Origin of the sequence: Streptomyces sp. 184, assembly GCF_045781775.1 — a bacterium.
Lineage (GTDB): Bacteria > Actinomycetota > Actinomycetes > Streptomycetales > Streptomycetaceae > Streptomyces.
On record NZ_CP123230.1, the window covers coordinates 2,765,609 to 2,789,781 of the forward strand.

Here is a 24,173-nt window from a genome sequence, read left to right on the forward strand (position 1 = left end):
GATCCGTACAACACCGTGGACGGCTCAGGATTCCCGGGTGGCCTCCCCGGTGGGCTCCCCGGCGTCGTGGACGAGAAGGGCGATCTGCACGCGGTTGTTGAGGTCGAGCTTGGTGAGGATGCGCGAGACGTGCGTCTTCACCGTGGGCAGGCTCATGTACAGCTCGGCGGCGATCTCCGCGTTCGACCGGCCGCGGCCGACCGCCACGGCGACCTCCCGCTCGCGCTCGCCGAGCGCGGCGAGCCGGCCGCGGGCGCGGCGGGCCCGCTCCTCGGCCTGCCCGGGGCCCGCGGTGTCGGCGCCGGAGACCTGCGCGATGAGCTGCTGGATCACCGCCGGGGACAGCGCGGGCTCGCCGGCGGCGACCTTGCGCACGGCCTCGACGATCTCCCGGGGCGGGGTGTCCTTGAGTACGAACCCGGCGGCGCCCGCGCGCAGGGCCCGCAGCACGTGCTCGTCGGTGTGGAACGTCGTCAGCACCAGCACCTCCGGCGGCTCCGCGCGCCGCCGCAGCGCCTCGGTGGCGGCCAGGCCGTCGAGCCGCGGCATGCGGATGTCCATGAGCACGACGTCGGGCGCGTGCGCGGCCACCAGCGCCTGGACCTCGCTGCCGTCCGCGGCCTCGCCCACCACCTCGATGTCGTCCGCCCCGCCGAGCATCAGCCGCAGCCCGGCCCGTACAAGGGGGTCGTCGTCGACGAGGAGCACGGTGACGCGGGCGGCGGGGCCGGTGGTCTGGTCGGACACGCGCCCACCCTAGCGGGCGGGCGGGGGCTCACTCCGTACGGGACGGGCGGCTCCAGGGGAGCCAGGCGCGCAGGTGGAAGCCGTCGGCGTCGGCCGAGTGCGCCAGCCGCCCGCCGGCCAGCGCGGCGCGCTCGGCGAGCCCGATGAGCCCCTGCCCGCCGCCGGGGATGGGGCCCGGGACGTCGGCGGGGGGTCCGGTGCGGACTCCGGAGCCGCCCACCGCGCCGCCGAGCCGCGGTCCCGGAAGGGGCGCGCCCGCCGCGCCGCCGGGGCTGCCGCCCGCCGGCTTCGCCGTGAGGGCCGGCACCGCGGGCAGCGCGCCGGGACCGGCGGCACCGGCGCGCTGCCCGGCCGCGGGCCGCCGGCTCCCGGCGGGAAGGGCGTCCTGCCCGGCCGCCGGGGGTACCTCGCACGGGATCCGGTCGTCCCCCGGGGCGTCCGGGCCGTGCCGGTCGGCATGCGGTGCACCGGCCGCCGCCCGGCCGTTCCCGGTGGCGCCCGCGCTCCGGCCGACCGTCCCCGGCCCGGTGCGCGCGGTGGCACCCGTGCCCGGCCGCTGCCCCGGCACTCCGCCCGCGCGGCCCGACGCGGCGCCCGTGCCGTTCCGCCCGGCTCCCGTCCCGCCGGCCGCGCCCGGCAGCGGGTTGGTCACCGCCACCGTCAGCCCCGCCTCCGGGCCGCCGGTCAGCGACACCGTCACCTCCGTGCCCGCGGCGTGCTTGCGGGCGTTCGTCAGGCCCTCCTGCACGATGCGGTACGCGGTACGGCCCGTCGCGGCCGGGACCGCCTCCGGCGCGGCGACCTCGTGCGCGTACGCGATGCGCATGCCCGCCTCGCCGGCCTCGGCCACCAGCCGGTCCACGTCCCGCAGCGTCGGCTGCGGGCGGCCGGCGCCCGCGCCGGAGTCCGCGCCCGCCGGCGCCCGCAGCACGCCGATCACGTCCCGCAGGTCCTGGAGCGCCTCGTGCGCGCTGTCCCGGATCACGCCCGCCGCGCGGGCGACCTCCGCGGGCGGCGCGCCCGGATTGAACTCCAGCGCCCCCGCGTGCACGCTCAGCAGCGACAGCCGGTGCGCCAGCACGTCGTGCATCTCCCGCGCGATCTCCTCCCGCGCCCGCCGCTGCGCCTGCTCCGCGCGCAGCGCCGCGTCGGCCTCCGCCTGCTCGGCGCGCTCCCGCAGCGAGGCGACGAGCTGGCGGCGGGAGCGGAGGAACAGGCCCCAGACCATGGCGGAGGCCACCAGCGCGAAGTACGCCACGCCCGCGCCTGTCCGCGGGTCCTGCGGGTCGGGGGTGGAGGCGAGGAACCCGACGAGCCGGGCGAAGACGAGGGCGGCGATCCAGCCGGTGGTGCGCAGCGGGCGGTGCGCCGCGACGGTGAAGAGCGCGACGAGCGTCGGGCCGATGTAGAAGTGGCCGAAGGAGTCGGCGACGAGCATCGCCACCGCGAGCGGCACGGGCCACCGGCGGCGCAGCAGCAGCGCCAGACAGGCCACGCCGGCGGCCACGGCCTCGGCGACGAGGACGTTCTGCGAGACGCCGGCGTCGTCCTCCGGCAGCACCGAGTCGGCGGACAGCAACGAGAACGCCCCGGCGAACAGGACGAGGCCGGCGTCGGCCGACCGGTCCCGCCGGGTGCGGCCGGCGGCGCGGGTCTCGGGGGCGGTGCGGGGCATACCGGCCAATCTACGGTCGTCCGCCCGGCGCGTACCCCCGCGCGGTCGGCGGCGAGACCTTCGTACGACCGCGGGGAGCCCGCCGCATACTTTGGTCGCCCGCCGCCCGGACCCGCGTCAGCCGCGCCGCGCGGCGCCCGTGCGGATCAGCTCGTCGCCCGGGTCGTTGACCGGCTGCGGGGTGCCCGTGAGGTCCATCACGTACAGCGGGAGGCGCAGCTCGTCGGCCCGGGTGCGGGCCTCGCGGGTGTAGCCGGCGAGGGAGAAGAAGACGGCGAGCGCCGAGGCGTTCAGACCGCTGAGCCACACGCACTCGACGTCCCGCAGCGACGTCGGCGTCGTCGTCGGGTCGACGTGGGCGACCACGCCCGCGCCGCGCACGTCCACGCCGGACGCGGGCCGGTCCTCGTTCTTCACCAGGTCGGTGAAGCCCAGCCAGCGCAGGTACTGCGCCGCGGCCGTGACCGCGTCGCCGGTGTTGCGGATCGTCACCGGCCGGAACGCCGGCCGCCGTACGGGCGCCGCCGCGGGCCGGGCCGGGGCGGCGGGCGGGTGCGGCGCGGACGTCGGAGCGGGCGGGTGCGGCGGGGGCGCCGGTGCCGGCGGTGCGGACGGTGCCGGTGGCGTGGGCGGGGCGGGCCGCGGGCGGCTCTGTGCGGCGGCCACGGGCAGCCGCACCACCGCGCCGCAGTCGCACGACAGCTCCGGCCGCGGCCACTCGTCGCGCCGGTCGCAGACGGGGCAGCGCACGGTCACCCAGGAGTCCCGCCAGGTGCGGTGCCTCAGCTCCACGGGCACCCCGCCGCGCAGCAGCGGCAGCGTCAGCGGGGCGCCGCAGGCGCAGGGGAACGTGCTGGGGGTGTACGCGTGCTCGCGCCGGCAGGCCGGGCAGCGCACGGGCACGCTCTCTGGCATGGGAAGTGCTCCTGGTTCAAGGCGGCGTGGTCGGTTCCGCACTCCAGCATCCCCCACGAATCCGGCTCTTGACGCCGACTTGCCCCGCTTCTAGATTGCTTCCATATAGCAAAACTTAACTTCCATCATACGGAAAAGCGAGGGGGTGCACGCGATGCCTGGTATGACAGCCGCGCGCGCGGCGGTGGAGATCCTCAAGAAGGAGGGCGTCCGGGTCGCGTTCGGCGTCCCGGGAGCGGCGATCAACCCCTTCTACGCGGCCCTCAGAGCCGCCGGCGGTGTCGACCACGTCCTCGCCCGGCACGTCGAGGGCGCCTCGCACATGGCCGAGGGCTACACCCGTACCGCGCCCGGCAACATCGGCGTCTGCGTCGGCACTTCGGGCCCCGCGGGCACCGACATGATCACCGGGCTGTACTCGGCGATGGGCGACTCGGTGCCGATCCTGTGCCTCACCGGCCAGGCGCCGACGCACGTGCTCCACAAGGAGGACTTCCAGGCCGTCGACATCGCCGCGATCGCCGCCCCCGTCACCAAGAAGGCCACCACCGTGCTCCAGGCCGCGCAGGTGCCGGGCGTCCTCCAGCAGGCGTTCCACCTGATGCGCTCCGGCCGCCCCGGGCCGGTGCTCGTCGACCTGCCCACCGATGTGCAGCTCACCGAGATCGAGTTCGACCCGGACACTTACGAGCCGCTGCCGGTCCACCGGCCCGTCGCCACCCGCGCGCAGGCGGAGAAGGCCGTCGCGATGCTGTGCGCCGCCGAGCGCCCGCTGATCGTCGCCGGCGGCGGCGTCATCGGCGCCGACGCCTGCGACCTGCTGGTGGAGTTCGCGGAGCTGACCGGCACCCCCGTCGTACCGACCCTGATGGGCTGGGGCGCGCTCCCCGACGACCACCCGCTCAACGCCGGCATGGTCGGGCTCCAGACCTCCCACCGCTACGGCAACGAGAACTTCCTCGCCGCCGACTTCGTCCTCGGCATCGGCAACCGCTGGGCCAACCGCCACACCGGCTACCGCCTCGACGTCTACACCGAGGGCCGCACCTTCGTCCACGTCGACATAGAACCCACCCAGATCGGCCGCATCTTCGCCCCCGACTACGGCATCGCCTCCGACGCCGGCGCCGCGCTCCGCCTGTTCACCGAGGCCGCCCGCGACCTCGCCGCCGCCGGCCGGCTGCCGGACCGCGCCGCGTGGGCCGCCGCCACCCAGGAGCGCCGGGCGCGCCTCCAGCGCCGTACGCACTTCGACGACGTGCCGATGAAGCCGCAGCGGGTCTACGAGGAGATGAACAAGGCCTTCGGCCCGGACACCCGCTACGTCACCACCATCGGCCTCTCCCAGATCGCCGGCGCCCAGATGCTCCACGTCTACCGGCCACGGCACTGGATCAACTGCGGCCAGGCCGGCCCTCTCGGCTGGACCGTGCCCGCCGCCCTCGGCGTCGCCACCGCCGACCCCCAGGCGCTGGTCGTCGGCCTCTCCGGGGACTACGACTTCCAGTTCCTCGTGGAGGAGCTGGCCGTCGGCGCGCAGCACCGCATCCCGTACGTGCAGGTCCTCGTCAACAACTCCTATCTCGGCCTCATCCGGCAGGCGCAGCTTGGCCTGGACATGGACTTCCAGGTCAGTCTGGAGTTCGAGAACGTCAACTCGCCGGAGCTGGGCCGCTACGGCGTCGACCACGTCAAGGTCGCCGAGGGGCTGGGCTGCAAGGCGATCCGGGTCACCGAACCGGGCGCGCTGGGCGCCGCGTTCGCCGAGGCGCGGAAGCTGGCCGCGGAGTACCGGGTGCCGGTGGTGGTGGAGGCGATCCTGGAGCGGGTCACCAACATCTCCATGAGCACCACGGCGGACATCAGCGACGTCCGCGAGTGGGAGGAGACGGCCACCGAGCCGTGGCACGCCCCCACGTCGATCCTGCCACTGAAGAGCTGAAGAGCCGAGTCGCCGCGGCCCGCGGCCCACGAGCGGACGGCCCGCGCCCCGGACGGGGGGCGGGGGCCGTTCTCCGGTGTCGGCGTGCGTGTACGCGGACGGGGTCAGACCTCGTGGCCGGAGAGGCGTTCCACGCCGCGCAGCAGCGCGGAGTGGTCCAGGGCGCCGTCGCCCTGTTCGCGCAGTGCGGCGACGAGCTGCGCGACGACGGCGCCGACCGGCAGGGCCGCGCCGACGCCGCGGGCCGCGTCGGTGACGATGCCCATGTCCTTGTGGTGCAGGTCGACGCGGAAGCCTGGGCGGAAGTCGCGGGCCAGGAAGTTGTCCTTCTTGCGGGCCAGGACGGTGGAGCCGGCCAGGCCGCCGCCGAGGACGTCGAGCGCGGCCCGCAGGTCCACCCCCGACTTCTCCAGGAAGACCACGGCCTCGGCGCACGCCTGGATGTTGGCCGCGACGATGAGCTGGTTGGCGGCCTTGACCGTCTGGCCGGCGCCGTGCGGCCCGCAGTGCACGATCGTCCGGCCCAGCGCCTCGAAGACCGGCCGGGCGCGCTCGAAGTCGGCCCGGTCGCCGCCGACCATGATGGACAGCGCCGCCTCGACGGCCCCCGCCTCGCCGCCGGAGACCGGGGCGTCGAGCACCCGGACGCCGTGTTCGGCGGCGTTCCTCGCCAGGTCCACCGAGGTCTGCGGGGTGATGGACGACATGTCGACGAGGAGCGCGCCGCTCCGGGCGTTCGCCAGGATGCCCTCGGCCCCGTACGCGACGGCCTCGACCTCAGGCGACGCGGGCACCATCGTGATGATCACGTCCGCGTCGGCGACCGCCTCGGCGACCGAGCCGGCGACCGTGCCGCCCGCCTTCGCCAGCCGTTCGAGCTTTTCCTGCGTGCGGGTGTGGCCGGTGACCGGGAAGCCCGCCGCGATCAGGTTCTCGGACATGGGGGAGCCCATGATGCCGAGGCCGATCCAGGCGATCGCGGGGCGGTCGGCCCGGGGGGCCGCGGAGTCGGTCGTCATGGGGTGGTGCCTTTCTGCTCTGGCCGGGGGTGCTCTGGCCGGGGGTGCGGGGTCGGCGGGTCGGCGGGTCGTCGGGGCAGCCAGCCGAAGGACTCGGCGCTCGGCCGGTCGCCCGGTTTGTACTCCAGACCCACGTGACCGTCGTACCCCGCGCGCGCCAGCCGGTCCAGCAGCGCGGCCAGCGGCAGCGTGCCGGTGCCGGGGGCACCGCGGCCGGGGTCGTCGGCGATCTGGACGTGGCCGGTGCGGCCGGCGTGGGCGTCGATGACCCGCTCCAGGTCCGCGCCGTTGCGCGACAGGTGGTAGAGGTCCATGAGGAAGCGGGCGTTGCCGAGGCCGGAGGCGGCGTCGACCCTGTCGGCCACCGCGACGGCCGACTCCGCGTCGAGCAGCGGGTAGTGCGGGGACTCGGGCGCGTTGAGCGCCTCGATCAGCAGGACGGCGCCGGCCCGGTCGGCGGCGCGGGCGGCGAGCACCAGGTTCTCCAGCGCGAGCAGGTCCTGCTCCGCGGCGGTGACGCCCTCGACGCGGTTGCCGTAGAGGGCGTTGAGCGCGGTGCAGCCGGTGGCGGCGGCGAAGTCGGCGGCGACGTCGAGGTTGGCGCGGAAGCGCGCGGACTCCGCGCCGGGTACGGACAGGGCGCCGCGGTCGGGTCCGGGCAGCCGGCCGGCGTAGAAGTTGAGCCCGGTCAGCCGGGTGCCGGCCTGGTCCAGCGCCGTACGCAGGGCGTCGAGCCGGGCCGGCTCCGGGACGGGCGCGTCGGGCCAGGGCCACCACAGCTCGACGGCGTCGAAGCCGGCCGCGGCCGCCGCGGCCGGGCGGTCGAGCAGCGGAAGCTCGGTGAACAGAATCGAGAGGTTCACGGTGAAGCGCTGGTTGCCGAAGCCCATGAGGGGTGCGCATTCCTTCCGTAACTCGGAAGAGTCTTTCTGGATAACGGAAAGGCTGCCCGTTCGGTACGAGCACTGTCAAGGGCCGCGGACGTCACCGACCGTGCTGCCGCGCCTATCGTGCGTGAGGATGACCTACTCGGGGAGGAGGCGCATGGCACGCCGTGCCCTCTATGGTCCTTGCGTGCACAGCGACGGAAGCGACGGAGGCACAGCACGGCACCACCGACCGCGGCGGCGCGGCCGGGTGGTGCCGCCGGACCTGCTCGCCGCCGCCGGGTTCGCGGGCCTGACCGTCCTCACCGCGCTCGCGCCGCTGCCCGCGCGCTCGCACCCGCCGGGCTGGCTCGTCGCCGCCGTCGCCGCGGCCACGGCCGTCGCGCCCGCGCTGCGCCGCTTATACCCGCTGCCCGCCTGCTGCGCGGGCCTGGCGGTCGCGGTGGCGTCATGGCCGCTGGGCTGGGGGGCCGCCGGGTTCGCCGCCGTCGCGTACACGCTCTACCCCGTGGCGCTCACCCAGCCGCGCCGGGACCCCGGCACCCGCGTGGTGGCCGCCGTGCTCGCCGGCGGGCCGCTGTGCCTGGCCGCCGCCGGCCTCCTCGGCGACGTCCCCGTCCACCACCCCCGGATGCTCGGCTTCGCCGTGCTGCTGCCCGCCGCCGCCTGGGTCGCCGGGCGCGTGGTGCGCGACCGGCGGCTGGCCGCGGCCCGCGCCGCGGAGGAACTGGCGCTGCGCGCCGTCGCCGGCGAACGGCTGCGCGTGGCGCGCGAGTTGCACGACGTCGTGACGCACAGCATCGGGCTCATCGCCGTCAAGGCGTCGGTGGCCAACCACGTGGCCGCCGAGCGGCCCGCCGAGGTCGTCGAGTCGCTGCGGGCCATCGAGTCCATCAGCCGCGAGGCGCTGGCGGAGCTGCGCAGCATGCTGCGGCTGCTGCGCGTCGACACCGGCGCCCCCACCGACCCCTGCCCCGGCCCGCGGAACCTCCACCCGACGCCGGGCGTCGCCGGCCTCGGCGCGCTCGCCGACCGGGTGCGCGCCGCGGGCGTCGCGGTGGAGCTGACGACCAGCGGGCTCGACGACGTGCCCGCCGGCGTGGGCCTGTCGGTCTACCGCATCGCGCAGGAGTCGCTGACCAACGTCGTCAAGCACGCCGGGGTGGCGACCTGCCGCGTCGACGTCGAGGCGGACGGCAAGGACGTACGGATCGAGGTGACCGACGACGGCCGCGCGGTACGGAACCGGGCGGCGGCGCCGGTCGGGGGCCACGGGCTCGTCGGCATGCGCGAACGTGCCGCCATGTACGGCGGCGTGCTCGACGCGGGCCCGACGGCGGCCGGCGGCTACCGGGTCATGGCCCGGCTGCCGTACGAGCCGGCGCCCGGGAACGGAGTCCGGATGGGCGTGCCGGGACCCTGAGCCCGGGGCACGGTGACACGCACAGGAAGCGGGGGGGAAGCGATGGTGACACGGTGGAGACCCATGCCGCGGTGAAGGAGCGCCCGGAGTCGGGCGTCCAGGCCGCGTTGCGGTTACTCGCCGCACGGATACGCGACGACGTGCGGCCGGCGGACGCGGCCACGCTGGCCTGCGAGCTGGCGGTCGCCCACCTCGGCGCGGCCGGCGCCGCCCTGCGCACCCTCCGGCGCGGCGCAGCGGCCGGCTGCCGCGCCCGGGCGGGCGAGGCCGCGTCCCCGGCGGTGCGCCGCCCCCTGGTCCACCAGGGCGAGGTCTACGGGGTGTTCAGCGCCTACGCGCCGCCGCGCGGCTGCGGCCTCGACACGTACGCGGGCCAACTGTCCCCGATGGTCGCCGCGCTGGTGCTGCGCGAGGAACTGCGCCGCCGCGGCGACCAGGTCGTCGCCGCCCGCGAGGCCGAGCGGCACCGGCTCCGCCGCGACCTCCACGACGGCCTCGGCGGCAACCTCGCCAGCATCCGGCTGCGGCTGGAGACCGCGGCGGAACTGCTCGCGCACGAGCCCAGGGGCCGCCGGCTCGTCGCCGACGCCGCCCGCACGGCCGCCGGCCTCAACGCCGAGATCCGCTCCGTCATCGACGACCTGCGGCCCCCCGACCTGGCCGAGGCCGGCCTCGCCGGCGCGCTCGTCCGGCTCGCCGCCCGCCACGACGGCACCGGCACCGAGGTACGGGCCCTGGTGCCGCGGCGGCTGGGGGCGCTGCACCCGGCGGTGGAGGTCGCCGCGTACCGCATCGCCGCCGAGGGGCTGACCAACGCGCTGCGGCACGCCGCGGCCCGTACCGTCCTGCTCGGGGCGTGGACCTCGGCCACGGCGCTGCGCCTGGACATCGCCGACGACGGCGCGGGACGGCCGCCGCGGCGCCCGCTGGGCCTGGGCATCGCGTCCATGGTCCGGCGCGCGGAGGAGGTGGGCGGCACGCTGCGGATCCTGCCGCGGACCGACCTGCCGCACGGGACGCTGGTGCGCGCGGTGCTGCCGGGGGGCCCGGCGTGAGCGCGGTGCGGGTGTTCGTCGTCGACGACCACCCGGTGTTCCGGGACGGGGTGCGGGTGGCCCTGGAGAACGTGCCGGACCTGGAGATCGCGGGCGAGTCGGGAGCGGGCGAGGACGCGCTGACCGCGCTGGCGTCGCCGGACGTGCGGGCCGACGTGGTGCTGATGGACCTCCACCTGCCGGGGTGTTCGGGGGTGGAGGCGACGCGGCAGCTCAACTCCCCCTGCCGGAGCGGGGAGGTGCCGCGGGTGCTGGTGATGTCGGCGTCGGTGGAGGACGACGCGGTGGTCGCGGCGCTGCGCGCGGGGGCGTACGGGTACCTGGACAAGGGCGCGTCGCGGGCGGAGCTGCTGGGGGCGGTGCGGTGTGTCGCGGCGGGCGGGGCGGTCTTCAGCCCGGCGGTGGCGGAGCGGCTGAGCCGGTACTTCTCGGCGCTGCACACGGTGCCCGCGGGGCGGGCGTTCCCGCAGTTGACGCAGCGGGAGCGGGAGGTGCTGGACCTGATCGCGCGCAGCTACAACAACCGGCGGATCGCGCGGGAGCTGGTGCTGTCGGAGAAGACGGTGCGCAACCACATCTCGAACATCTTCACGAAGTTGGGAGTACAGGACCGGATCGCCGCGATGCTGCGGGCCCGGGAGGCGGGTTTGGGGGACTGACCTGCCGGCCTTGTGGGTGTGCACGATCGAGCGCTCGCCTGCGGTGGTTGCCGTCGTTCCTCCCGGCCCCCGGCAGGGATCAGCGGCGGGACGGGGTGACCAGGCCCGTTTCGTAGGCGGTGATGACCAGTTGGATGCGGTCCCGGGCGGCCAGCTTCGTCAGCAGGTGGCTCACGTGCGACTTCACCGTCGGCAGGCTCAGCCCCAGCCGGTCCGCGATCTCCCCGTTCGCCAGCCCGCGGGCCACCAGCACCAGCACCTCCTGCTCCCGCACCGTCACCCGGGTCAGATCCAGCGGCAGGTCCGGCAGCGGCTCCGGCAGCCGGCTGAAGTGCCGGATCAGCCGCTGCGTCACCGACGGCGCCAGCAGCGCCTGCCCGCGGGCCACCACGCGGATCGCGCGCAGGAGTTCCGCCGGCGGGGTGTCCTTGAGGAGGAAGCCGCTCGCGCCGGCGCGCAGCGCCCCGTACACGTACTCGTCGAGGTCGAACATCGTCAGGATCAGCACCCGCACCCCGGCCGTCGCGGGGGAGCCGCAGATCTGCCGGGTCGCCTCGATGCCGTCGACCTCGGGCATCCGGACGTCCATCAGCACCACGTCCGGCAGCTCCGCCGCCGCCAGCCCGACCGCCTCCGCCCCGGTCGCCGCCTCGCCCACCACGCTGAGGCCGGGCGCCGTCTCGACCAGCACCCGGAAACTCCCGCGCAGCAGCGCCTGGTCGTCGGCGACCACGACTCGGATCGACATGTGTACCCGCCCCGTCCCCGGCCCCCTGCGGGCGTGACGATACCCGGCGGTGCGTCACCGGTTCGTCACGGGGGGTGCAACTCCGGCCAGAGGTAGGCCCCTTCCCCCGCCACGCGAAACGGGGGAAGGGGCCCGTAGGGCCGCGATTCCCGCGGCGCGGTACGCCGTCTCGGACCGGCGTACGCGCCCTCGCGGCCGTGCGGCCCGGCGCCGACCCCCGGGCCGTCCCGCCCCGGCGCCCCGCCCCCGGTACGGGGCGCCGGACCCTTGCCGCGCCGTCGGCGCGTGCCCGACGCGTTCCGCAGCCAGCCGCAGGTCAGTCCGGCAGGTGCTCCTCGATGTCGTAGACCTGCGCCCAGGTGACGTCCGGTACGGCGGCGGGCCGGAAGGCGTTCGCGCGCGAGCCGAGTTGCACCCGGGCGGTGTGCGGCAGCCGCAGCGCCTCGTACCGGCGCAGCGCCTGCGCGGGAGCGGGGGCGGTGGCCAGGTGGCGCGCGAGGGCCACGGCGTCCTCCAGGCACTGGCTGACGCCCTGCCCGTGGTACGGCAGCATCGGGTGCGCGGCGTCGCCGAGGAGCGTGATCCGGCCGCCGCTGCCCCACCGCTTGAGCGGGGCGTGGTCGTACGGCGTCCACGACCGCACGCCGCCCGCGGCGGCCGTGATCGCCTTGACGTCCGGTGCCCAGCCGCCGAAGTCCGCCGCCAGCGCGCCGGGTCGGCCGTGCGGGGGGCGCTGCCGGGCCGCACGGCTGCGGGAGGGCACGACGGCGACGAAGCCGAGCTGCTCGCCCTGCGCCACCGGCGCGCCCACCATCCTGGCCTCCGGGCCGAGCCAGACGGTGACCCGGTCGCGGGCCAGCCCCGGCACGTCGTCGGACTGGAGGGCGCCGCTGTAGGCGGTGGCGCCGTGATAGACCCGGCGCGGCGTGCCGATCAGCCGGGAGCGCACCAGCGAGCGCACGCCGTCGGCGCCCACCAGCACGTCGGCGGTCGCGGCGCCCCCGTCCGCGAACTCCAGCTCCACGCCGTCCGCCGACTCCCGGAAGCCGCTCATCCGGCGGCCCAGCCGGATGCGCTCCTGCGGCAGCCGGGCCAGGAGCAGGTCGTACAGCTCGTCGGTGAGCAGCGTGCAGTACGGGGCCGCGAAGGCGCCCGGGCCCATCCTGCCGAGCGGCTGCCGCCAGGTCAGCGACCCGTCGCTCCACTCGCGGAACTCCATCGCCACCGGCTGCACGGCCAGCGCGAGCAACTGCGCGCCCAGGCCCCAGCGCTGGAGGATGCGGCTGCCGTTGGGCGCCAGGTGCAGCGCCGTCTCGTCCTCCGGCAGCCGGGGCCGCTGTTCGTAGACGGTGACCTCCATACCCGCCCGGACCAGCGCCGCCGCGGCGGCGAGCCCGCCGAGTCCGGCGCCGCAGACAGCCACCCGCAGGGGACTTGTCATGTGTTACCTCCCGGAATCACGCGGCTACGCTAGGCAACCCGCTGTCCCGGGCACCTGGGAGCGTCGCCCCGGCGCCGCCCGGCCGGCGCCGTGACCCGGCACGTATGCTGCTCGGATGCGACTCAGGGTGGAGTTCACGACCGAGCCGTTCGATCTGGAGGAGCCCCCGCCGCACGCGGTGGCGGCCCGGGATCTGGTGGAGTCGGCGGAGCTGGACGCCGTGGACGTCGGCCCGTTCGGCAACAGCGCGGAGGGCGGCGCCGATGTCGTGCTCGACGCCGTGGACGAACTGCTGCGCAGGTCGCTGGCGTCCGGGGCCACCCGTATCTCGCTCCAGGTGAGCGTCGTCGGGGACGCGCCGGAGGGGCCCGGGAAGGACGGCGCATGACGGAGCCCGCGGACCACCCGTTCGTCGCCGCGGTCAAGCCGCTGGTGGACGCGATGGGCGGGGAGCTGGTCCCGCCGGAGGCGGCGGAGGGCGACGACGTCGTGCTGTCCTGGGAGGGCCGGGAGGTGCTGGCGGTGCGGCTGCCGCATCTGGCCGATTCGCTGGACCACATGCTCACGGATCTGGAGCGCCGCCACGGCGTGCCGCTCGCGCAGCTCGACCGCAAGACGAAGCAGCAGGTCGTACGGGTCCTGGAGGCCCGCGGCGCGTTCTCCGTACGGCACGGGGTGGAGACGGTGGCCGGCGCGCTGGGCGTCAGCAGGTTCACCATCTACAACTACCTGAACAGGGAAGCCCGGCAGGATCCGGCGCCGAAGGCGGACTGACCCAAAAATTCAACAAACTGTTGACGTCATGCGCCGGGGCTCATAGCTTGCGGCTGTGACTTCCCGCGTTCCGCCGGGCCTCGCCCGGCTCAACTCCGCCGATCAGCCGGCCGTTGCCGCGCTGCTGCACGAGGTGTGCGCGGCCGGCGACTGGGTCGCGGCCGTCGCCGCCGGCCGGCCCTACGCCGACCCGGCGCGCCTGTACGCCGCGGCCGAGGCCGCCCTCGCCGCGCTGGACGACGCGGGGGTGGCCGAGGCGATGGCCGGGCACCCGCCCATCGGCCGGCCGAAGCCGGGCGACCCCGTCTCGGCGCGCGAGCAGCGCGGCCTGGCCGGCGCGCCGGAGGCGCTGCGGACGGAGCTGCTGGAGCTGAACCTCGCGTACCAGGAGAGGTTCGGGCACGTTTTCCTGATATGCGCGACGGGCCTGGGCGCCGAGCGGATGCGCGACGCGCTGCGTGCACGCATCGGCAACGCGCCGGAGCGGGAGCGGGAGATCGCGCGCGGCGAGCTGGGCAAGATCAACCGTATCCGGCTGACCCGCCTGGTCGAAGCAGAAGGAGCCTGAACATGAGCGGCAGCGCCACCTCCGTCTCCACGCACATCCTGGACACCGCCGCCGGCCGCCCCGCGGCCGGGGTCGCCGTCGCACTCTCCGTCAGATCCGGCGCCGCGGGTGACGGGGCCGGCGGGAAGCCCGGCGGGGACTTCGGCGGCTGGACCGCGCACGGCGCCTCCGCCACCGACGCCGACGGCCGCGTCCGGGACCTCCCGGCGCTGCCGGCGGGCACCACCCACGTACGGCTGGTCTTCGACACCGGCCCGTACCTCAGGGACCCGGGAGCCGAGGAGCGGCAGGACGCCCCCGTGCGCTCGAACGGCGACGCGTTCTTCCCGGAGGTGGCGGTCGTCTTCGCCGTCCGCCCCGGCGAGCACCACCACGTGCCGCTGCTGCTCAGCCCGTTCGGCTACTCCGTATACCGAGGGAGCTAGCAGATGGCAGACCGCCCCCAGCCCGCCCGCACCGCCCGCCCGGCGGTGCTCGGCCGGAACCAGTACGGCAAGGCCGAGACCCGCGTCGTCAAGGTCACCCGCGACGGCGGCACCCACCACGTCCGCGACCTCAACGTCTCCGTCGCCCTGTCCGGCGACATGGACGAGGTCCACTACTCCGGCACCAACAGCCACGTGCTCCCCACCGACACCACCAAGAACACCGTGTACGCCTTCGCCAGGCGGCACGGCATCGAGTCCCCCGAGGCGTTCGCCCTCCACCTCGCCCGGCACTTCACGGACACCCAGGAGGCGATCCACCGGGCCCGTATCCGCGTCGAGGAGTACGCCTGGGAGCGGATCGGTACCCCCGGCCCCGACGGCGCCCGGCACTCCTTCGTACGCCGCGGCCGGGAGACCCGCGTCGCCCAGGTCACCTCCGACGGCGAGCGCTTCGAGGTGGTGAGCGGGCTCAAGGACCTGGTCGTCATGAACACCACCGCCTCGGAGTTCTGGGGGTACGCCAAGGACGCGTACACCACGCTCCAGGAGGACTACGACCGCATCCTCGCCACCGAGGTCTCCGCCCGGTGGCGGCACGGCTGGACCGGTGCCGCCGGCGCGGCGGCACCGGCCTGGGACGAGTCGTACGAGCAGACCGTGCGGCACATCCTGACCGCCTTCGCCGACACCTACTCGCTCTCGCTCCAGCAGAGCCTGTACGCCATGGGCGCGCGGGTCGTCGAACACCGCCGGGAGATCGAGGAGATCCGCTTCTCCCTGCCCAACAAGCACCACTTCCGCGTCGACCTGGAGCCCTTCGGGCTGAAGAACGACGCCGCCGACGGCGCCGTCTACTTCGCCGCCGACCGCCCGTACGGTCTGATCGAGGCGACCGTCCTGCGCCCCGGCGCGGACGCCCGGATCCCCGACGACATGACCAACCTCTGACCGCCGGCCCCCGCCGGACGGTCCAGGAAGCCGAGGAACCCATGGCAGCACGGCGCACCGTCGTCGAGAACTGCGCGATCGCCACCGTGGACGCCGACGACACGGAGTACGCCTCCGGGCACGTCGTCGTCGCGGACAACCGGATCGAGTCGGTGGGCGCGGGCCCGGCGCCGGCCGGGCTCGACGGCGTGGCCCGCAGGATCGACGCCACCGGCCATCTGGCCACCCCCGGACTCGTCAACACCCACCACCACTTCTACCAGTGGCTCACCCGCGGCCTCGCCCAGGACGCCAACCTCTTCGACTGGCTCGTCGCGCTCTACCCGACCTGGGCGCGCATCGACGAGCCGATGTGCCACGCGGCGGCGCAGGGTTCACTGGCGATGCTCGCGCGCGGCGGCGTGACCACCGCGACCGACCACCACTACGTCTACCCGCGCGGCGCGGGCGACCTCGCCGGCGCCATCATCCGCGCCGCCCGCGAGACGGGACTGCGCTTCACCTTCGCCCGCGGCTCGATGGACCTCGGCGAGAAGGACGGCGGGCTGCCGCCGGACTTCGCCGTGGAGACCCTGGACGGCGCGCTGGAGAGCACCGAGGCGGTCATCGACCAGTACCACGACGCCTCGTACGACGCGATGGTGCAGGTCGCCGCGGCGCCCTGCTCGCCGTTCTCCATCTCCACCGAACTGCTGCGCCAGGGCGCGGAGCTGGGCCGCCGCAAGGGCGTACGGCTGCACACCCACGGCAGCGAGACGGTGGAGGAGGAGAAGTTCTGCCACGAGCGGTTCGGCATGGGGCCCACCCGGTACTTCGAGTCCACCGGCTGGCTCGGCGAGGACGTGTGGATGGCCCACTGCGTGCACATGTCCGACGCGGACATCGCCGCCTTCGCCCGCACGGGCACGGGCGTCGCCCACTGCCCGTCGTCCAACGCCCGCCTCGGCGCGGGCATCGCCCGCGTCCCGGACATGCTGGCGGCGGGCATCCCGGTCGGCCTCGGCGTCGACGGCAGCGCGTCGAACGAGTCCGGCGAACTGCACACCGAGCTGCGCAACGCTTTGCTGGTCAACCGCCTCGGCGCACACCGCGAGAAGGCGCTCACCGCCCGCCGGGCGCTGCGCCTCGGCACCCACGGCGGCGCCCGGGTCCTGGGCCGTGCCGACGCGATCGGCTCGCTGGAGCCGGGCAAGCTGGCGGACCTGGTCCTGTGGAAGCTCGACGGCCTGGCCCACGCCTCGATCGCGGACCCGGTGGCGGCGCTCGTCCTGGGGGCACCGGCCCCGGTGACGCTGTCGCTGGTCGACGGCGAGCCGGTGGTGGAGAACGGCCGCCTGCTCACGGTCGACGAGGAGGCGGTGGCGGGGACGACGCGGGAGCAGGCGAGGCGGCTGGCCCGGCTGGCGGCCGAGGGCTGAGCGGGGGCCGCAGGACTCCCGGCCGGGGGGACGGCCCCGGCCGGGACCCCGGCCCCCTCACAGCTCCGGGATCCGCTCCCCGTAGCGCGTGAGGTTGCGCCGGTTCGCCTCGTCGCCGCCCGGGACGTTGGCGCTCACCCACCGCGGCAGGTCGATGCCCCGCGCCGCCGCCCGCTCGTCCAGCTCCGCCAGCAGCAGCGCCCACACGTACGCCCCCAGCACCGTCGAGACCGCCGCCGTGTGCGGCTCCCGCGGCGGGTGCACCACGTCGCCCGGCGGTACGCACGTGTCCAGCACCACCGTCGCGTGGTCCGCGAGCCGCGTGCTGGACCGGGCCGTCGCGCTCGCCGACGCCGGCATCGACGTCACCGCGACCACCGGCACCCCGCGGGCCATGCACTCCGCCGCGATCTCCACCGGGTACGGGTTGCGGCCGCTGGTGGAGAAGACCACCACCACGTCATCGGGCCCCGGCTGTACCCGCTCCACCATCTCCCGCCCGGAGCCCGGCCGCCGCTCCGCGGCGGTGCTGGCCGTCGCGCCGTTCAGCGGCAGGATCTCCGGGTCCCACACGGGTCGTACGCAGGCCAGCCCGCCCGCCCGGTAGAACGTCTCGCAGACCATCGCCAGCGAGTGCCCGGCCCCGGCCGCGTACACCAGGCCGCCCGCGGCCACGGCGTCGAGGATCAGCGAGGCCGCGTCCCCGACCGCGTCCCCGGAGGTCCGGTCGAGGTCGTCGAGCAGGCCGCGGAGGCGGCCGGCGACGGTGGCGCGGGCGGCGCCGGCGGGCGCGGGGGAGTCGTGCTCGGTCGTGTCGTCCGTCATGGCAGCATGCGACCACGTACCGCCCCCGCTCCGCCAGAGGGGACCCGCCGGGACCGCCGCGCCCGGCGCGCGTCAGTCCAGCAGCTCGTACGCCGGCAGCGTCAGGAAGTCCGCGTAGTCGGCGTCCAGCGCGACCGTCAGCAGCAGGTCGTGCGCCTGCTGCCACCGCCCCGCGGCGAACGCCTCCGCCCCGGTCTCCGCGCGGATGTCCGCCAGCTCCTTCGCCGCGATCCGCCGCACCAGGTCCGCGGTGACGCGCTCGCCGTCGTCGAAGACCACGCCCGCGTTGATCCACTGCCAGATCTGGGAGCGGGAGATCTCCGCCGTGGCGGCGTCCTCCATGAGGTTGAAGATGGCCACCGCGCCCAGGCCCCGCAGCCACGCCTCGATGTAGCGGATGCCCACCTGCACGGCGTTGACCAGCCCCGGGTACGTCGGCTTCGCGGCCAGCGAGTCGACCGCGGTCAGGTCGGCGGCGGCCACGGACACGTCCTCGCGCAGCCGGTCCTTCTGGTGCGGCCGGTCGCCGAGCACCGCGTCGAACGACGCCATGGCGATCGGCACCAGGTCCGGGTGCGCGACCCAGGAGCCGTCGAAGCCGTCGTGCGCCTCGCGGTCCTTGTCGGCCTTGACCTTCTCGAACGCGACCTTGTTGACCTCCGGGTCGCGGCGCGAGGGGATGAAGGCCGCCATGCCGCCGATCGCGTGCGCGCCGCGCTTGTGGCAGGTGCGGACGAGCAGTTCGGTGTACGCGCGCATGAACGGGGCCGTCATCGTCACCGCGTTGCGGTCGGGCAGGACGAACCGGGCGCCGCCGTCGCGGAAGTTCTTCACGATCGAGAAGAGGTAGTCCCAGCGGCCTGCGTTGAGGCCGGAGGCGTGGTCGCGCAGCTCGTAGAGGATCTCCTCCATCTCGTACGCGGCGGTGATGGTCTCGATCAGGACGGTGGCCCGCACGGTGCCCTGCGGGATGTCGCAGTAGTCCTGGGCGAAGACGAACACGTCGTTCCAGAGGCGGGCTTCGAGGTGCGACTCGGTCTTCGGCAGGTAGAAGTACGGGCCCTTGCCGAGGTCGAGCAGCCGGCGGGCGTTGTGGAAGAAGTACAGCCCGAAGTCGACCAGGGCGCCCGGCACCGGGCTGCCGTCGACGGTCAGGTGCCGCTCGTCCAGGTGCCAGCCGCGCGGGCGGGTGACGACGGTCGCCAGCTCGGCGGCCGGCTTCAGGGCGTAGGACTTGCCGGAGGCGGGGTCGGTGTAGTCGATGCGGCGCTCGTAGGCGTCGATCAGGTTGGCCTGGCCGCCGATGACGTTCTCCCAGGTGGGCGCGGAGGCGTCCTCGAAGTCGGCGAGCCAGACCTTCGCGCCGGAGTTGAGGGCGTTGATCGTCATCTTGCGGTCGGTGGGGCCGGTGATCTCCACCCGGCGGTCCTGGAGCGCGGGCGGCGCGGGGGCGACGCGCCAGGAGTCGTCGGCGCGGACGTCCGCGGTCTCGGGGAGGAAGTCGAGGGCGGCGGTGCGCGCGATGCCGGCGCGGCGCTCGCCGCGGCGGGCGAGGAGTTCGTCGCGGCGCGGGGTGAACCTGCGGTGCAGTTCGGCGAGGAAGGCGAGGGCGGCGTCGGTGAGGACGTCGTCCTGGCGGGGCGCGGGCTCGGCGGCGGCGACGACTGCGGACATGGCTGTCACTCCTTGGCGGCACCGGGTGCCGGGCGCAGCGGATCGTGGCGTGGGCGGCCGGAACCGGGTTCCGAACCCTTCTGGCCTGTGGAGAATAGTTTCCTTATCCCGGAAGTTCAACGCTCTGTTGATGTCGAGAGGCTTTTCGGTACGGGCGCGGTGGCGCTCAGTGCCAGCCGGCCCACGCCTCGTCGAGCAGCGCCAGATCCGCGGGGGTGTCCACGTCGTCGGGCGCCGCCACGTCGCCGCACTCCACCAGGGTGAGTTCGCCGCGGTCCGCCGCGCGGGCCAGCACGTCGCGGGCGCCCCGGTCGCCGGTGGCGCCCGCGGCGGCCCCGGGCCAGTGCCGGCGGCCCAGCAGCACGGGATGGCCGCGCACCCCGTCGTACGCGGCCGCCGCCAGCCCGGCGCCCCCTGCCGTGTACGCGGCGGCCAGCCGGGCGACGGCGGCGGGCCCGACGTGCGGCTGGTCGACCAGCAGCACCACCGCCGCGGCGGCGGGCGTCGGCTCCAGTGACGCCAGGCCGGCCCGCAACGACGAGCCCATGCCCGACTCCCAGTCCGGGTTCGACACCGCCACGCAGCCGGACAGCCGCGCCCCGGCCCGTACCGCGTCCTCCGCCGCGCCCAGCACCACGTGCACCGGCGCGCAGCCCGCCCCCAGCAGCGCCCCCGCCGCCCGCTCCACCAGCGGCCGGCCGTCCGGCCCGGCCGGCAGCAGCGCCTTGGCCCGCCCGCCGAGCCGCCGCCCCCCGCCCGCGGCGAGCAGCAGCCCGGCGACGGGAGATTCGGCCGCACCGATCTTCCTATTCATCTGAATTTCCCGTTCCGAGTGGCGTTCTGACGCATTGTTGGCTTTACTGTCTCGGCATCGCCCGGGGGGACGCGGCGCCCTCGTGGCTGCCGGCGGGAGCGGGCGGGCGGGGGAGGACTGCCGATGGCAATCGATCGTACGGGCCGGGGCGCGGTGACGGTGCCGGCCGGAGACGGAGACGGGGAGGCGCGGCGCGCGCCGCGCGCAGGTGAGCCGCGGGAGGCGCCCGCGCCGGACGCCGCCGATCCGCGGGTGACGGCGCTCGCCGCCGCCGTGGCCCGGCTGCGCGTCGACCTCCGGGCCCACCCCGCCCACCCCAGCGACCGCGCCCCCGCCGAGGAGGCGCTTGCGGAGCTGGCCGCCATGGCGGCGGACGGCGCGCCCGACGTGGCGCGGCTGCACGGGGCGCTGCTGGTGGTCGCGGGTGCGGTGGGCTCGGTGAGCGCGGTGGCGCCGGCGGTGGCGGAAGTCCGCGACGTGATCGAGCTGTTCGGCAGCGCGCCGAGGCGGCGCCCGGCCGGTGAGCCGCGGGCGGAGTCCGTGTCGTAGCGGGTCGCAGGACGGGCAGGGGCGAACAGGGCGACCAGGACGGGCAGGGGCGAGCGGGACGCGCAGGTCGCAGGGCGCGGTGCTCGCCCGCTGCGGTCCGGCGCGCGCCGCGCCCCGGGTCAGTCCGCGGCGCCTGCCGCCGCGTCCGTCAGCGCCGCCGACAGTTCCCGGGCGACCTCCTGGAGCACCGGCACGATCCGCTCCGTCGCCGCCTGTGTCACCCGGCCCGCGGGCCCGGAGATCGAGACCGCCGCGGCGGTCGGCGCGTCCGGCACCGGGACGGCCAGGCAGCGCACGCCCATCTCCTGCTCGTTGTCGTCCACCGCGTAGCCGTCCGCGCGCACCGCGGCCAGCGCCTTGAGGAAGGCGTCCGGCGAGGTGATCGTCTTCTCCGTCGCCGCCGGCATCCCGGTACGGGCCAGCAGGGCCCGTACCTCCTCGTCCGGCAGGTGCGCCAGCAGCGCCTTGCCCACCCCGGTCGAGTGCGGCAGCACCCGCCTTCCGACCTCCGTGAACATCCGCATCGAGTGCCGCGAGGGCACCTGCGCGACGTACACGGCCTCGTCGCCGTCGAGCAGCGCCATGTTCGCCGTCTCGCCGGTCTCCTCCACCAGCCGGGCCAGATGCGGCCGTGCCCAGGTGCCCAGCAGCCGCGACGCGCTCTCGCCGAGCCGGATCAGCCGGGGGCCCAGCGCGTAGCGGCGGTTGGGCTGCTGGCGTACGTAGCCGGTGGCGACCAGGGTGCGCACCAGGCGGTGGATGGTCGGCAGCGGCAGCCCGCTGCCGGCGGCCAGCTCGCTCAGCCCCACCTCGCCGCCCGCGTCGGCCATCCGCTCCAGCAGGTCGAAGGCGCGCTCCAGGGACTGGACGCCGCCGCCGGCGGGCGGCCTGGGCTCATCGGTGCTGCGGGGCACGTTTCGGGGTTCCTTCCGTACGGGTGCGACCGCAGCTTAACGGTCCGGAATCCGGCTTTCATCATGTGGAATCCACCGAACCTCCCGCGGAGCCGTCCGCGACCGGCGCCGACGCGCCCTCGCGGGGCCTTGACGGGGGCGGGCACCCGCGGCGACAGTGCATTTCAACAGAACGTTGAAGCAGGCTGCCGCCGAGAGGGGACCGGGTGCCGGACATCGAACTGGTGCTGCGCTCACGCCGCGTCGTCACCCCCGAGGGCGAGCGGCCCGCCGCCGTCGCCGTCGCCGGCGGCCGGATAGCCGCCGTGCTGCCGTACGAGACCGCCCCGCCGCCCGGCGCCCGCGCCGAGGACTGCGGCGACGACGCGCTGCTGCCCGGTCTCGTCGACACCCACGTGCACGTCAACGACCCCGGCCGCACCGAGTGGGAGGGCTTCGCGACCGCCACCCGGGCCGCCGCCGCGGGCGGCGTCACCACCCTGGTCGACATGCCGCTCAACAGCCTGCCGCCGACCACCGACACCCGGGCGCTCGCCGTCAAGCAGGCCGTGGCCCGGCCCAGCGCCCACGTCGACGTCGGCTTCTGGGGCGGGGCCGTCCCGGGCAACGCCGCCGACCTCGCGCCGCTGTACGCCGCCGGCGTCTTCGGCTTCAAGTGCTTCCTCTCCCCGTCCGGCGTCGAGGAGTTCCCCCTCCTCGACGGTACGGACCTGGAGAGCGCCGCCGCCGAGGCCGCGCGCCTCGGGGCGCTGCTCGTCGTCCACGCCGAGGACCCCGGCGTGCTCGACGGCGCCCCGCCGGTCCCCGGCCGCGACTACGCCGGGTTCCTCGCCTCCCGCCCCCGCGCCGCCGAGAACCGGGCCGTCGACCGGGTCGTCGCCCTCGCCGAGCGGCACGGCACCCGCGTCCACGTACTCCACCTCTCCTCCGCCGACGCGCTGCCCGCCCTGGCCGCCGCCCGCCGCGCCGGCCTGCCCGTCACCGCCGAGACCTGCCCGCACTTCCTCACCCTCACCGCGGAGGAGATCCCGGACGGCGCCACCGAGTTCAAGTGCTGCCCGCCCATCCGGGAGGCCGGCAACCGGGACCTGCTGTGGGCCGGCCTCGCCGACGGCACGCTCGACTGCGTCGTCTCCGACCACTCCCCGGCCACCGCCGAGCTGAAGACCGGCGACTTCGCCACCGCCTGGGGCGGCATCTCCTCGCTCCAGCTCGGCCTGCCCGCCGTGTGGACCGAGGCCCGCCGCCGCGGCCACGGGCTCGCCGACGTCGTCCGCTGGATGGCCGCGGGACCCGCCCGGCTCGCCGGGCTCGCCGCCAAGGGCGCCATCGAGCCCGGCCGCGACGCCGACTTCGCCGTCCTCGACCCCGACGCGGCCTTCACCGTCGACCCGGCGGGGCTGGAGCACCGCAACCCCGTCACCGCGTACGCGGGCCGCAGGCTGCACGGGGTCGTGCGGTCCACCTGGCTGCGCGGCCACCGCGTCCACCACGGCGGCGTCCACACCCCACCCCGCGGCCGGCTCCTCGGCCGCACCGACCGGGACGAAAGGCAGCAGCACGCATGACCGCCGAGATCCCCCGCTTCACCGGCCCCGCCGCCCCGTACGGCGGCGGCGACCCCTACGCCGACTACCGCGCCGCCGACCTCCCCTTCGCCGGCCTGCCGGACCTCGCCGACCGGCGCCTGGGCGGCGCGGTGATCGCGGCGAACGACGAGTTCTTCGCCCCGCGCGAGAACCTGCTGCTGCCGGAGCGCGCGGCGTTCGACCCGGCGGCGTTCGGCCACAAGGGCAAGGTCATGGACGGCTGGGAGACCAGGCGCCGCCGCGGCGCCACCGCCGAGACCCCGCACCCTGCCGCGGACGACCACGACTGGGCGCTGGTACGCCTCGGCGCCCCCGGCGTCGTCCGCGGCATCGTCGTCGACACCGCCCACTTCCGCGGCAACCACCCGCGGTCCGTGAGCGTCGAGGGCACCGAGGTCCCCGGCGCGCCGTCCCCCGGCGACCTGCTCGCCGACGGCGTGACGTGGACCGAACTGGTGCCGCGCACGGAGGTCGGCGGCCACGCCGCCAACGGCTTCGCCGTCGCGGGCGACCGCCGCTTCACGCACCTGCGGCTGCGCCAGCACCCCGACGGCGGCGTCGCACGGCTGCGCGTCCACGGCGAGGTCGTCGCGGACCCGGTGTGGCTGGCGGCGCTCGGCACCTTCGACCTCGTCGCGCTGGAGCACGGCGGGCGCGTCGAGGACGCCTCGGACCGCTTCTACTCCCCGCCGGTCAACACCATCCGGCCGGGCCGCTCGCGGCAGATGGACGACGGCTGGGAGACCCGGCGGCGGCGGGATCTCGGCCACGACTGGATCCGCTACGCGCTCGCCGGCCGCGGCGAGATCCGTGCGGTGGAGATCGACACGGCGTATCTGAAGGGCAACGCGGCCGGCTGGGCCGCGGTGTCCGTACGGGACGGGGAGACCGGCGGGTGGACCGAGGTGCTGCCGCGCACCCGGCTCCAGCCGGACACCAACCACCGCTTCGTGCCGGCCCCCCCGGCGGTCGGCACCCACGCGCGCATCGACATCCACCCGGACGGGGGGATCTCCCGGCTGCGCCTGCACGGGAGCCTGGCGCCGCGGCGGGCGCCGGGCGCGGGCTGAGGGGACCGAGGAGCCGGCGCGGGCAGGGCGGTTGCGGTACACGCCGCCGTGCCGCCCCGGCCGGGACGGCCGGGCGGACGACCCCGGCCCG

General features: G+C 75.8%; 24 protein-coding genes. 13 read left to right on the forward strand and 11 right to left on the reverse strand.

Features of this window, described 5'->3' with window-relative positions:
* Positions 1–24 precede the first annotated feature (24 nt).
* From QBL21_RS11795 to QBL21_RS11805, 3 genes are all read right to left on the reverse strand, one after another.
* Positions 25–660 (reverse strand): response regulator, encoded by a 636-nt coding sequence (locus QBL21_RS11795; RefSeq protein ID WP_407566393.1) that lies wholly within the window; start codon positions 658–660, stop codon positions 25–27.
* Positions 661–775: 115 nt separating this feature from the next.
* The gene (locus tag QBL21_RS11800) at positions 776–2,422 is read right to left on the reverse strand and encodes a sensor histidine kinase (RefSeq protein ID WP_407562094.1); all 1,647 of its coding nucleotides are present in this window, start codon (positions 2,420–2,422) and stop codon (positions 776–778) included.
* A 117-nt stretch (positions 2,423–2,539) separates the two neighbouring features.
* Entirely contained in the window at positions 2,540–3,337 is a 798-nt protein-coding gene (locus tag QBL21_RS11805) for a hypothetical protein (protein ID WP_407562095.1), read from the reverse strand.
* A gap of 163 nt (positions 3,338–3,500) precedes the next feature.
* Between QBL21_RS11805 and gcl the strand changes: the two genes are divergently transcribed.
* Entirely contained in the window at positions 3,501–5,279 is a 1,779-nt protein-coding gene (gene gcl, locus QBL21_RS11810; protein ID WP_407566394.1) for a glyoxylate carboligase, read from the forward strand.
* 104 nt (positions 5,280–5,383) lie between these two features.
* Here the strand turns inward: gcl and QBL21_RS11815 are convergent, their stop codons facing one another.
* Both QBL21_RS11815 and QBL21_RS11820 read right to left on the reverse strand, forming a co-directional pair.
* Positions 5,384–6,298, reverse strand: coding sequence for a 2-hydroxy-3-oxopropionate reductase (locus tag QBL21_RS11815; protein WP_407562096.1), 915 nt, complete (start codon positions 6,296–6,298; stop codon positions 5,384–5,386).
* Positions 6,295–7,188: a TIM barrel protein gene (locus QBL21_RS11820; protein WP_407562097.1), complete on the reverse strand. Its 894-nt coding sequence runs from the start codon at positions 7,186–7,188 to the stop codon at positions 6,295–6,297. Before QBL21_RS11820 ends, QBL21_RS11815 begins: the two co-directional genes overlap by 4 nt.
* Positions 7,189–7,372: 184 nt before the next feature.
* Between QBL21_RS11820 and QBL21_RS11825 the strand changes: the two genes are divergently transcribed.
* The 3 genes from QBL21_RS11825 to QBL21_RS11835 are packed head-to-tail and all read left to right on the forward strand — an operon-like array spanning position 7,373 to position 10,322.
* A complete protein-coding gene (locus tag QBL21_RS11825; RefSeq protein WP_407562098.1) occupies positions 7,373–8,608 on the forward strand; it encodes a sensor histidine kinase in 1,236 nt (411 codons plus the stop codon).
* Positions 8,609–8,661: 53 nt separating this feature from the next.
* On the forward strand, positions 8,662–9,663 hold the full coding sequence (locus tag QBL21_RS11830; protein ID WP_407562099.1) for a sensor histidine kinase: 1,002 nt from the start codon (positions 8,662–8,664) through the stop codon (positions 9,661–9,663).
* Positions 9,660–10,322: a response regulator gene (locus QBL21_RS11835; protein WP_407562100.1), complete on the forward strand. Its 663-nt coding sequence runs from the start codon at positions 9,660–9,662 to the stop codon at positions 10,320–10,322. Before QBL21_RS11830 ends, QBL21_RS11835 begins: the two co-directional genes overlap by 4 nt.
* 79 nt (positions 10,323–10,401) lie before the next feature.
* Here the strand turns inward: QBL21_RS11835 and QBL21_RS11840 are convergent, their stop codons facing one another.
* Together QBL21_RS11840 and QBL21_RS11845 are read right to left on the reverse strand one after the other, a co-directional pair.
* On the reverse strand, positions 10,402–11,070 hold the full coding sequence (locus tag QBL21_RS11840) for a response regulator (RefSeq protein ID WP_407562101.1): 669 nt from the start codon (positions 11,068–11,070) through the stop codon (positions 10,402–10,404).
* A gap of 316 nt (positions 11,071–11,386) precedes the next feature.
* Positions 11,387–12,511 (reverse strand): FAD-dependent monooxygenase, encoded by a 1,125-nt coding sequence (locus tag QBL21_RS11845; RefSeq protein ID WP_407562102.1) that lies wholly within the window; start codon positions 12,509–12,511, stop codon positions 11,387–11,389.
* Between the two features lie 115 nt (positions 12,512–12,626).
* On the opposite strand from QBL21_RS11845, the gene QBL21_RS11850 reads away from it, so the two are divergent.
* The 6 genes from QBL21_RS11850 to QBL21_RS11875 are packed head-to-tail and all read left to right on the forward strand — an operon-like array spanning position 12,627 to position 16,647.
* Positions 12,627–12,899: a hypothetical protein gene (locus QBL21_RS11850; RefSeq protein WP_407562103.1), complete on the forward strand. Its 273-nt coding sequence runs from the start codon at positions 12,627–12,629 to the stop codon at positions 12,897–12,899.
* Positions 12,896–13,285: a helix-turn-helix domain-containing protein gene (locus QBL21_RS11855; RefSeq protein ID WP_407562104.1), complete on the forward strand. Its 390-nt coding sequence runs from the start codon at positions 12,896–12,898 to the stop codon at positions 13,283–13,285. Before QBL21_RS11850 ends, QBL21_RS11855 begins: the two co-directional genes overlap by 4 nt.
* Before the next feature lie 55 nt (positions 13,286–13,340).
* Positions 13,341–13,853: a 2-oxo-4-hydroxy-4-carboxy-5-ureidoimidazoline decarboxylase gene (uraD, locus tag QBL21_RS11860; protein ID WP_407562105.1), complete on the forward strand. Its 513-nt coding sequence runs from the start codon at positions 13,341–13,343 to the stop codon at positions 13,851–13,853.
* A 2-nt stretch (positions 13,854–13,855) separates the two neighbouring features.
* Positions 13,856–14,278 (forward strand): hydroxyisourate hydrolase, encoded by a 423-nt coding sequence (locus tag QBL21_RS11865; RefSeq protein ID WP_407562106.1) that lies wholly within the window; start codon positions 13,856–13,858, stop codon positions 14,276–14,278.
* Between the two features lie 3 nt (positions 14,279–14,281).
* Entirely contained in the window at positions 14,282–15,229 is a 948-nt protein-coding gene (gene pucL, locus QBL21_RS11870; RefSeq protein ID WP_407562107.1) for a factor-independent urate hydroxylase, read from the forward strand.
* A 41-nt stretch (positions 15,230–15,270) separates the two neighbouring features.
* Entirely contained in the window at positions 15,271–16,647 is a 1,377-nt protein-coding gene (locus QBL21_RS11875; protein WP_407562108.1) for an 8-oxoguanine deaminase, read from the forward strand.
* A gap of 57 nt (positions 16,648–16,704) precedes the next feature.
* Here QBL21_RS11875 and QBL21_RS11880 read toward each other — a convergent pair whose 3' ends face one another.
* The 3 genes from QBL21_RS11880 to QBL21_RS11890 form a co-directional block, all read right to left on the reverse strand.
* The gene (locus QBL21_RS11880) at positions 16,705–17,472 is read right to left on the reverse strand and encodes an SIS domain-containing protein (RefSeq protein ID WP_407562109.1); all 768 of its coding nucleotides are present in this window, start codon (positions 17,470–17,472) and stop codon (positions 16,705–16,707) included.
* 72 nt (positions 17,473–17,544) lie between these two features.
* The gene (gene aceB / locus QBL21_RS11885; RefSeq protein ID WP_407562110.1) at positions 17,545–19,146 is read right to left on the reverse strand and encodes a malate synthase A; all 1,602 of its coding nucleotides are present in this window, start codon (positions 19,144–19,146) and stop codon (positions 17,545–17,547) included.
* A gap of 166 nt (positions 19,147–19,312) precedes the next feature.
* Positions 19,313–19,960, reverse strand: coding sequence for an NTP transferase domain-containing protein (locus QBL21_RS11890; protein ID WP_407562111.1), 648 nt, complete (start codon positions 19,958–19,960; stop codon positions 19,313–19,315).
* A gap of 123 nt (positions 19,961–20,083) precedes the next feature.
* Between QBL21_RS11890 and QBL21_RS11895 the strand changes: the two genes are divergently transcribed.
* Entirely contained in the window at positions 20,084–20,509 is a 426-nt protein-coding gene (locus tag QBL21_RS11895; protein WP_407562112.1) for a DUF5955 family protein, read from the forward strand.
* A gap of 119 nt (positions 20,510–20,628) precedes the next feature.
* Here QBL21_RS11895 and QBL21_RS11900 read toward each other — a convergent pair whose 3' ends face one another.
* Positions 20,629–21,423 carry an IclR family transcriptional regulator gene (locus tag QBL21_RS11900; RefSeq protein WP_407562113.1) on the reverse strand — a complete coding sequence of 265 codons (795 nt, stop codon included), beginning with the start codon at positions 21,421–21,423 and terminating at the stop codon, positions 20,629–20,631.
* A gap of 206 nt (positions 21,424–21,629) precedes the next feature.
* On the opposite strand from QBL21_RS11900, the gene allB reads away from it, so the two are divergent.
* Positions 21,630–22,991 carry an allantoinase AllB gene (gene allB, locus QBL21_RS11905; protein ID WP_407562114.1) on the forward strand — a complete coding sequence of 454 codons (1,362 nt, stop codon included), beginning with the start codon at positions 21,630–21,632 and terminating at the stop codon, positions 22,989–22,991.
* Complete coding sequence (gene alc, locus QBL21_RS11910; protein WP_407562115.1) at positions 22,988–24,082, forward strand: allantoicase; 1,095 nt, start codon at positions 22,988–22,990, stop codon at positions 24,080–24,082. The genes allB and alc overlap by 4 nt, the downstream gene beginning before the upstream one ends.
* Positions 24,083–24,173: the final 91 nt, after the last annotated feature.

Bases quoted from the DNA above. Each gene is read 5' to 3' on its own strand.
- QBL21_RS11795 (WP_407566393.1), bottom strand. From the start codon at position 660: ATGCTCGGCGGGGCGGACGACATCGAGGTGGTGGGCGAGGCCGCGGAC.
- QBL21_RS11800 (WP_407562094.1), bottom strand. From the start codon at position 2,422: ATGCCCCGCACCGCCCCCGAGACCCGCGCCGCCGGCCGCACCCGGCGG.
- QBL21_RS11805 (WP_407562095.1), bottom strand. From the start codon at position 3,337: ATGCCAGAGAGCGTGCCCGTGCGCTGCCCGGCCTGCCGGCGCGAGCAC.
- gcl (WP_407566394.1), top strand. From the start codon at position 3,501: ATGACAGCCGCGCGCGCGGCGGTGGAGATCCTCAAGAAGGAGGGCGTC.
- QBL21_RS11815 (WP_407562096.1), bottom strand. From the start codon at position 6,298: ATGACGACCGACTCCGCGGCCCCCCGGGCCGACCGCCCCGCGATCGCC.
- QBL21_RS11820 (WP_407562097.1), bottom strand. From the start codon at position 7,188: ATGGGCTTCGGCAACCAGCGCTTCACCGTGAACCTCTCGATTCTGTTC.
- QBL21_RS11840 (WP_407562101.1), bottom strand. From the start codon at position 11,070: ATGTCGATCCGAGTCGTGGTCGCCGACGACCAGGCGCTGCTGCGCGGG.
- QBL21_RS11845 (WP_407562102.1), bottom strand. From the start codon at position 12,511: ATGACAAGTCCCCTGCGGGTGGCTGTCTGCGGCGCCGGACTCGGCGGG.
- QBL21_RS11850 (WP_407562103.1), top strand. From the start codon at position 12,627: ATGCGACTCAGGGTGGAGTTCACGACCGAGCCGTTCGATCTGGAGGAG.
- QBL21_RS11855 (WP_407562104.1), top strand. From the start codon at position 12,896: ATGACGGAGCCCGCGGACCACCCGTTCGTCGCCGCGGTCAAGCCGCTG.
- QBL21_RS11865 (WP_407562106.1), top strand. From the start codon at position 13,856: ATGAGCGGCAGCGCCACCTCCGTCTCCACGCACATCCTGGACACCGCC.
- pucL (WP_407562107.1), top strand. From the start codon at position 14,282: ATGGCAGACCGCCCCCAGCCCGCCCGCACCGCCCGCCCGGCGGTGCTC.
- QBL21_RS11875 (WP_407562108.1), top strand. From the start codon at position 15,271: ATGGCAGCACGGCGCACCGTCGTCGAGAACTGCGCGATCGCCACCGTG.
- QBL21_RS11880 (WP_407562109.1), bottom strand. From the start codon at position 17,472: ATGACGGACGACACGACCGAGCACGACTCCCCCGCGCCCGCCGGCGCC.
- aceB (WP_407562110.1), bottom strand. From the start codon at position 19,146: ATGTCCGCAGTCGTCGCCGCCGCCGAGCCCGCGCCCCGCCAGGACGAC.
- QBL21_RS11890 (WP_407562111.1), bottom strand. From the start codon at position 19,960: ATGAATAGGAAGATCGGTGCGGCCGAATCTCCCGTCGCCGGGCTGCTG.
- QBL21_RS11895 (WP_407562112.1), top strand. From the start codon at position 20,084: ATGGCAATCGATCGTACGGGCCGGGGCGCGGTGACGGTGCCGGCCGGA.
- alc (WP_407562115.1), top strand. From the start codon at position 22,988: ATGACCGCCGAGATCCCCCGCTTCACCGGCCCCGCCGCCCCGTACGGC.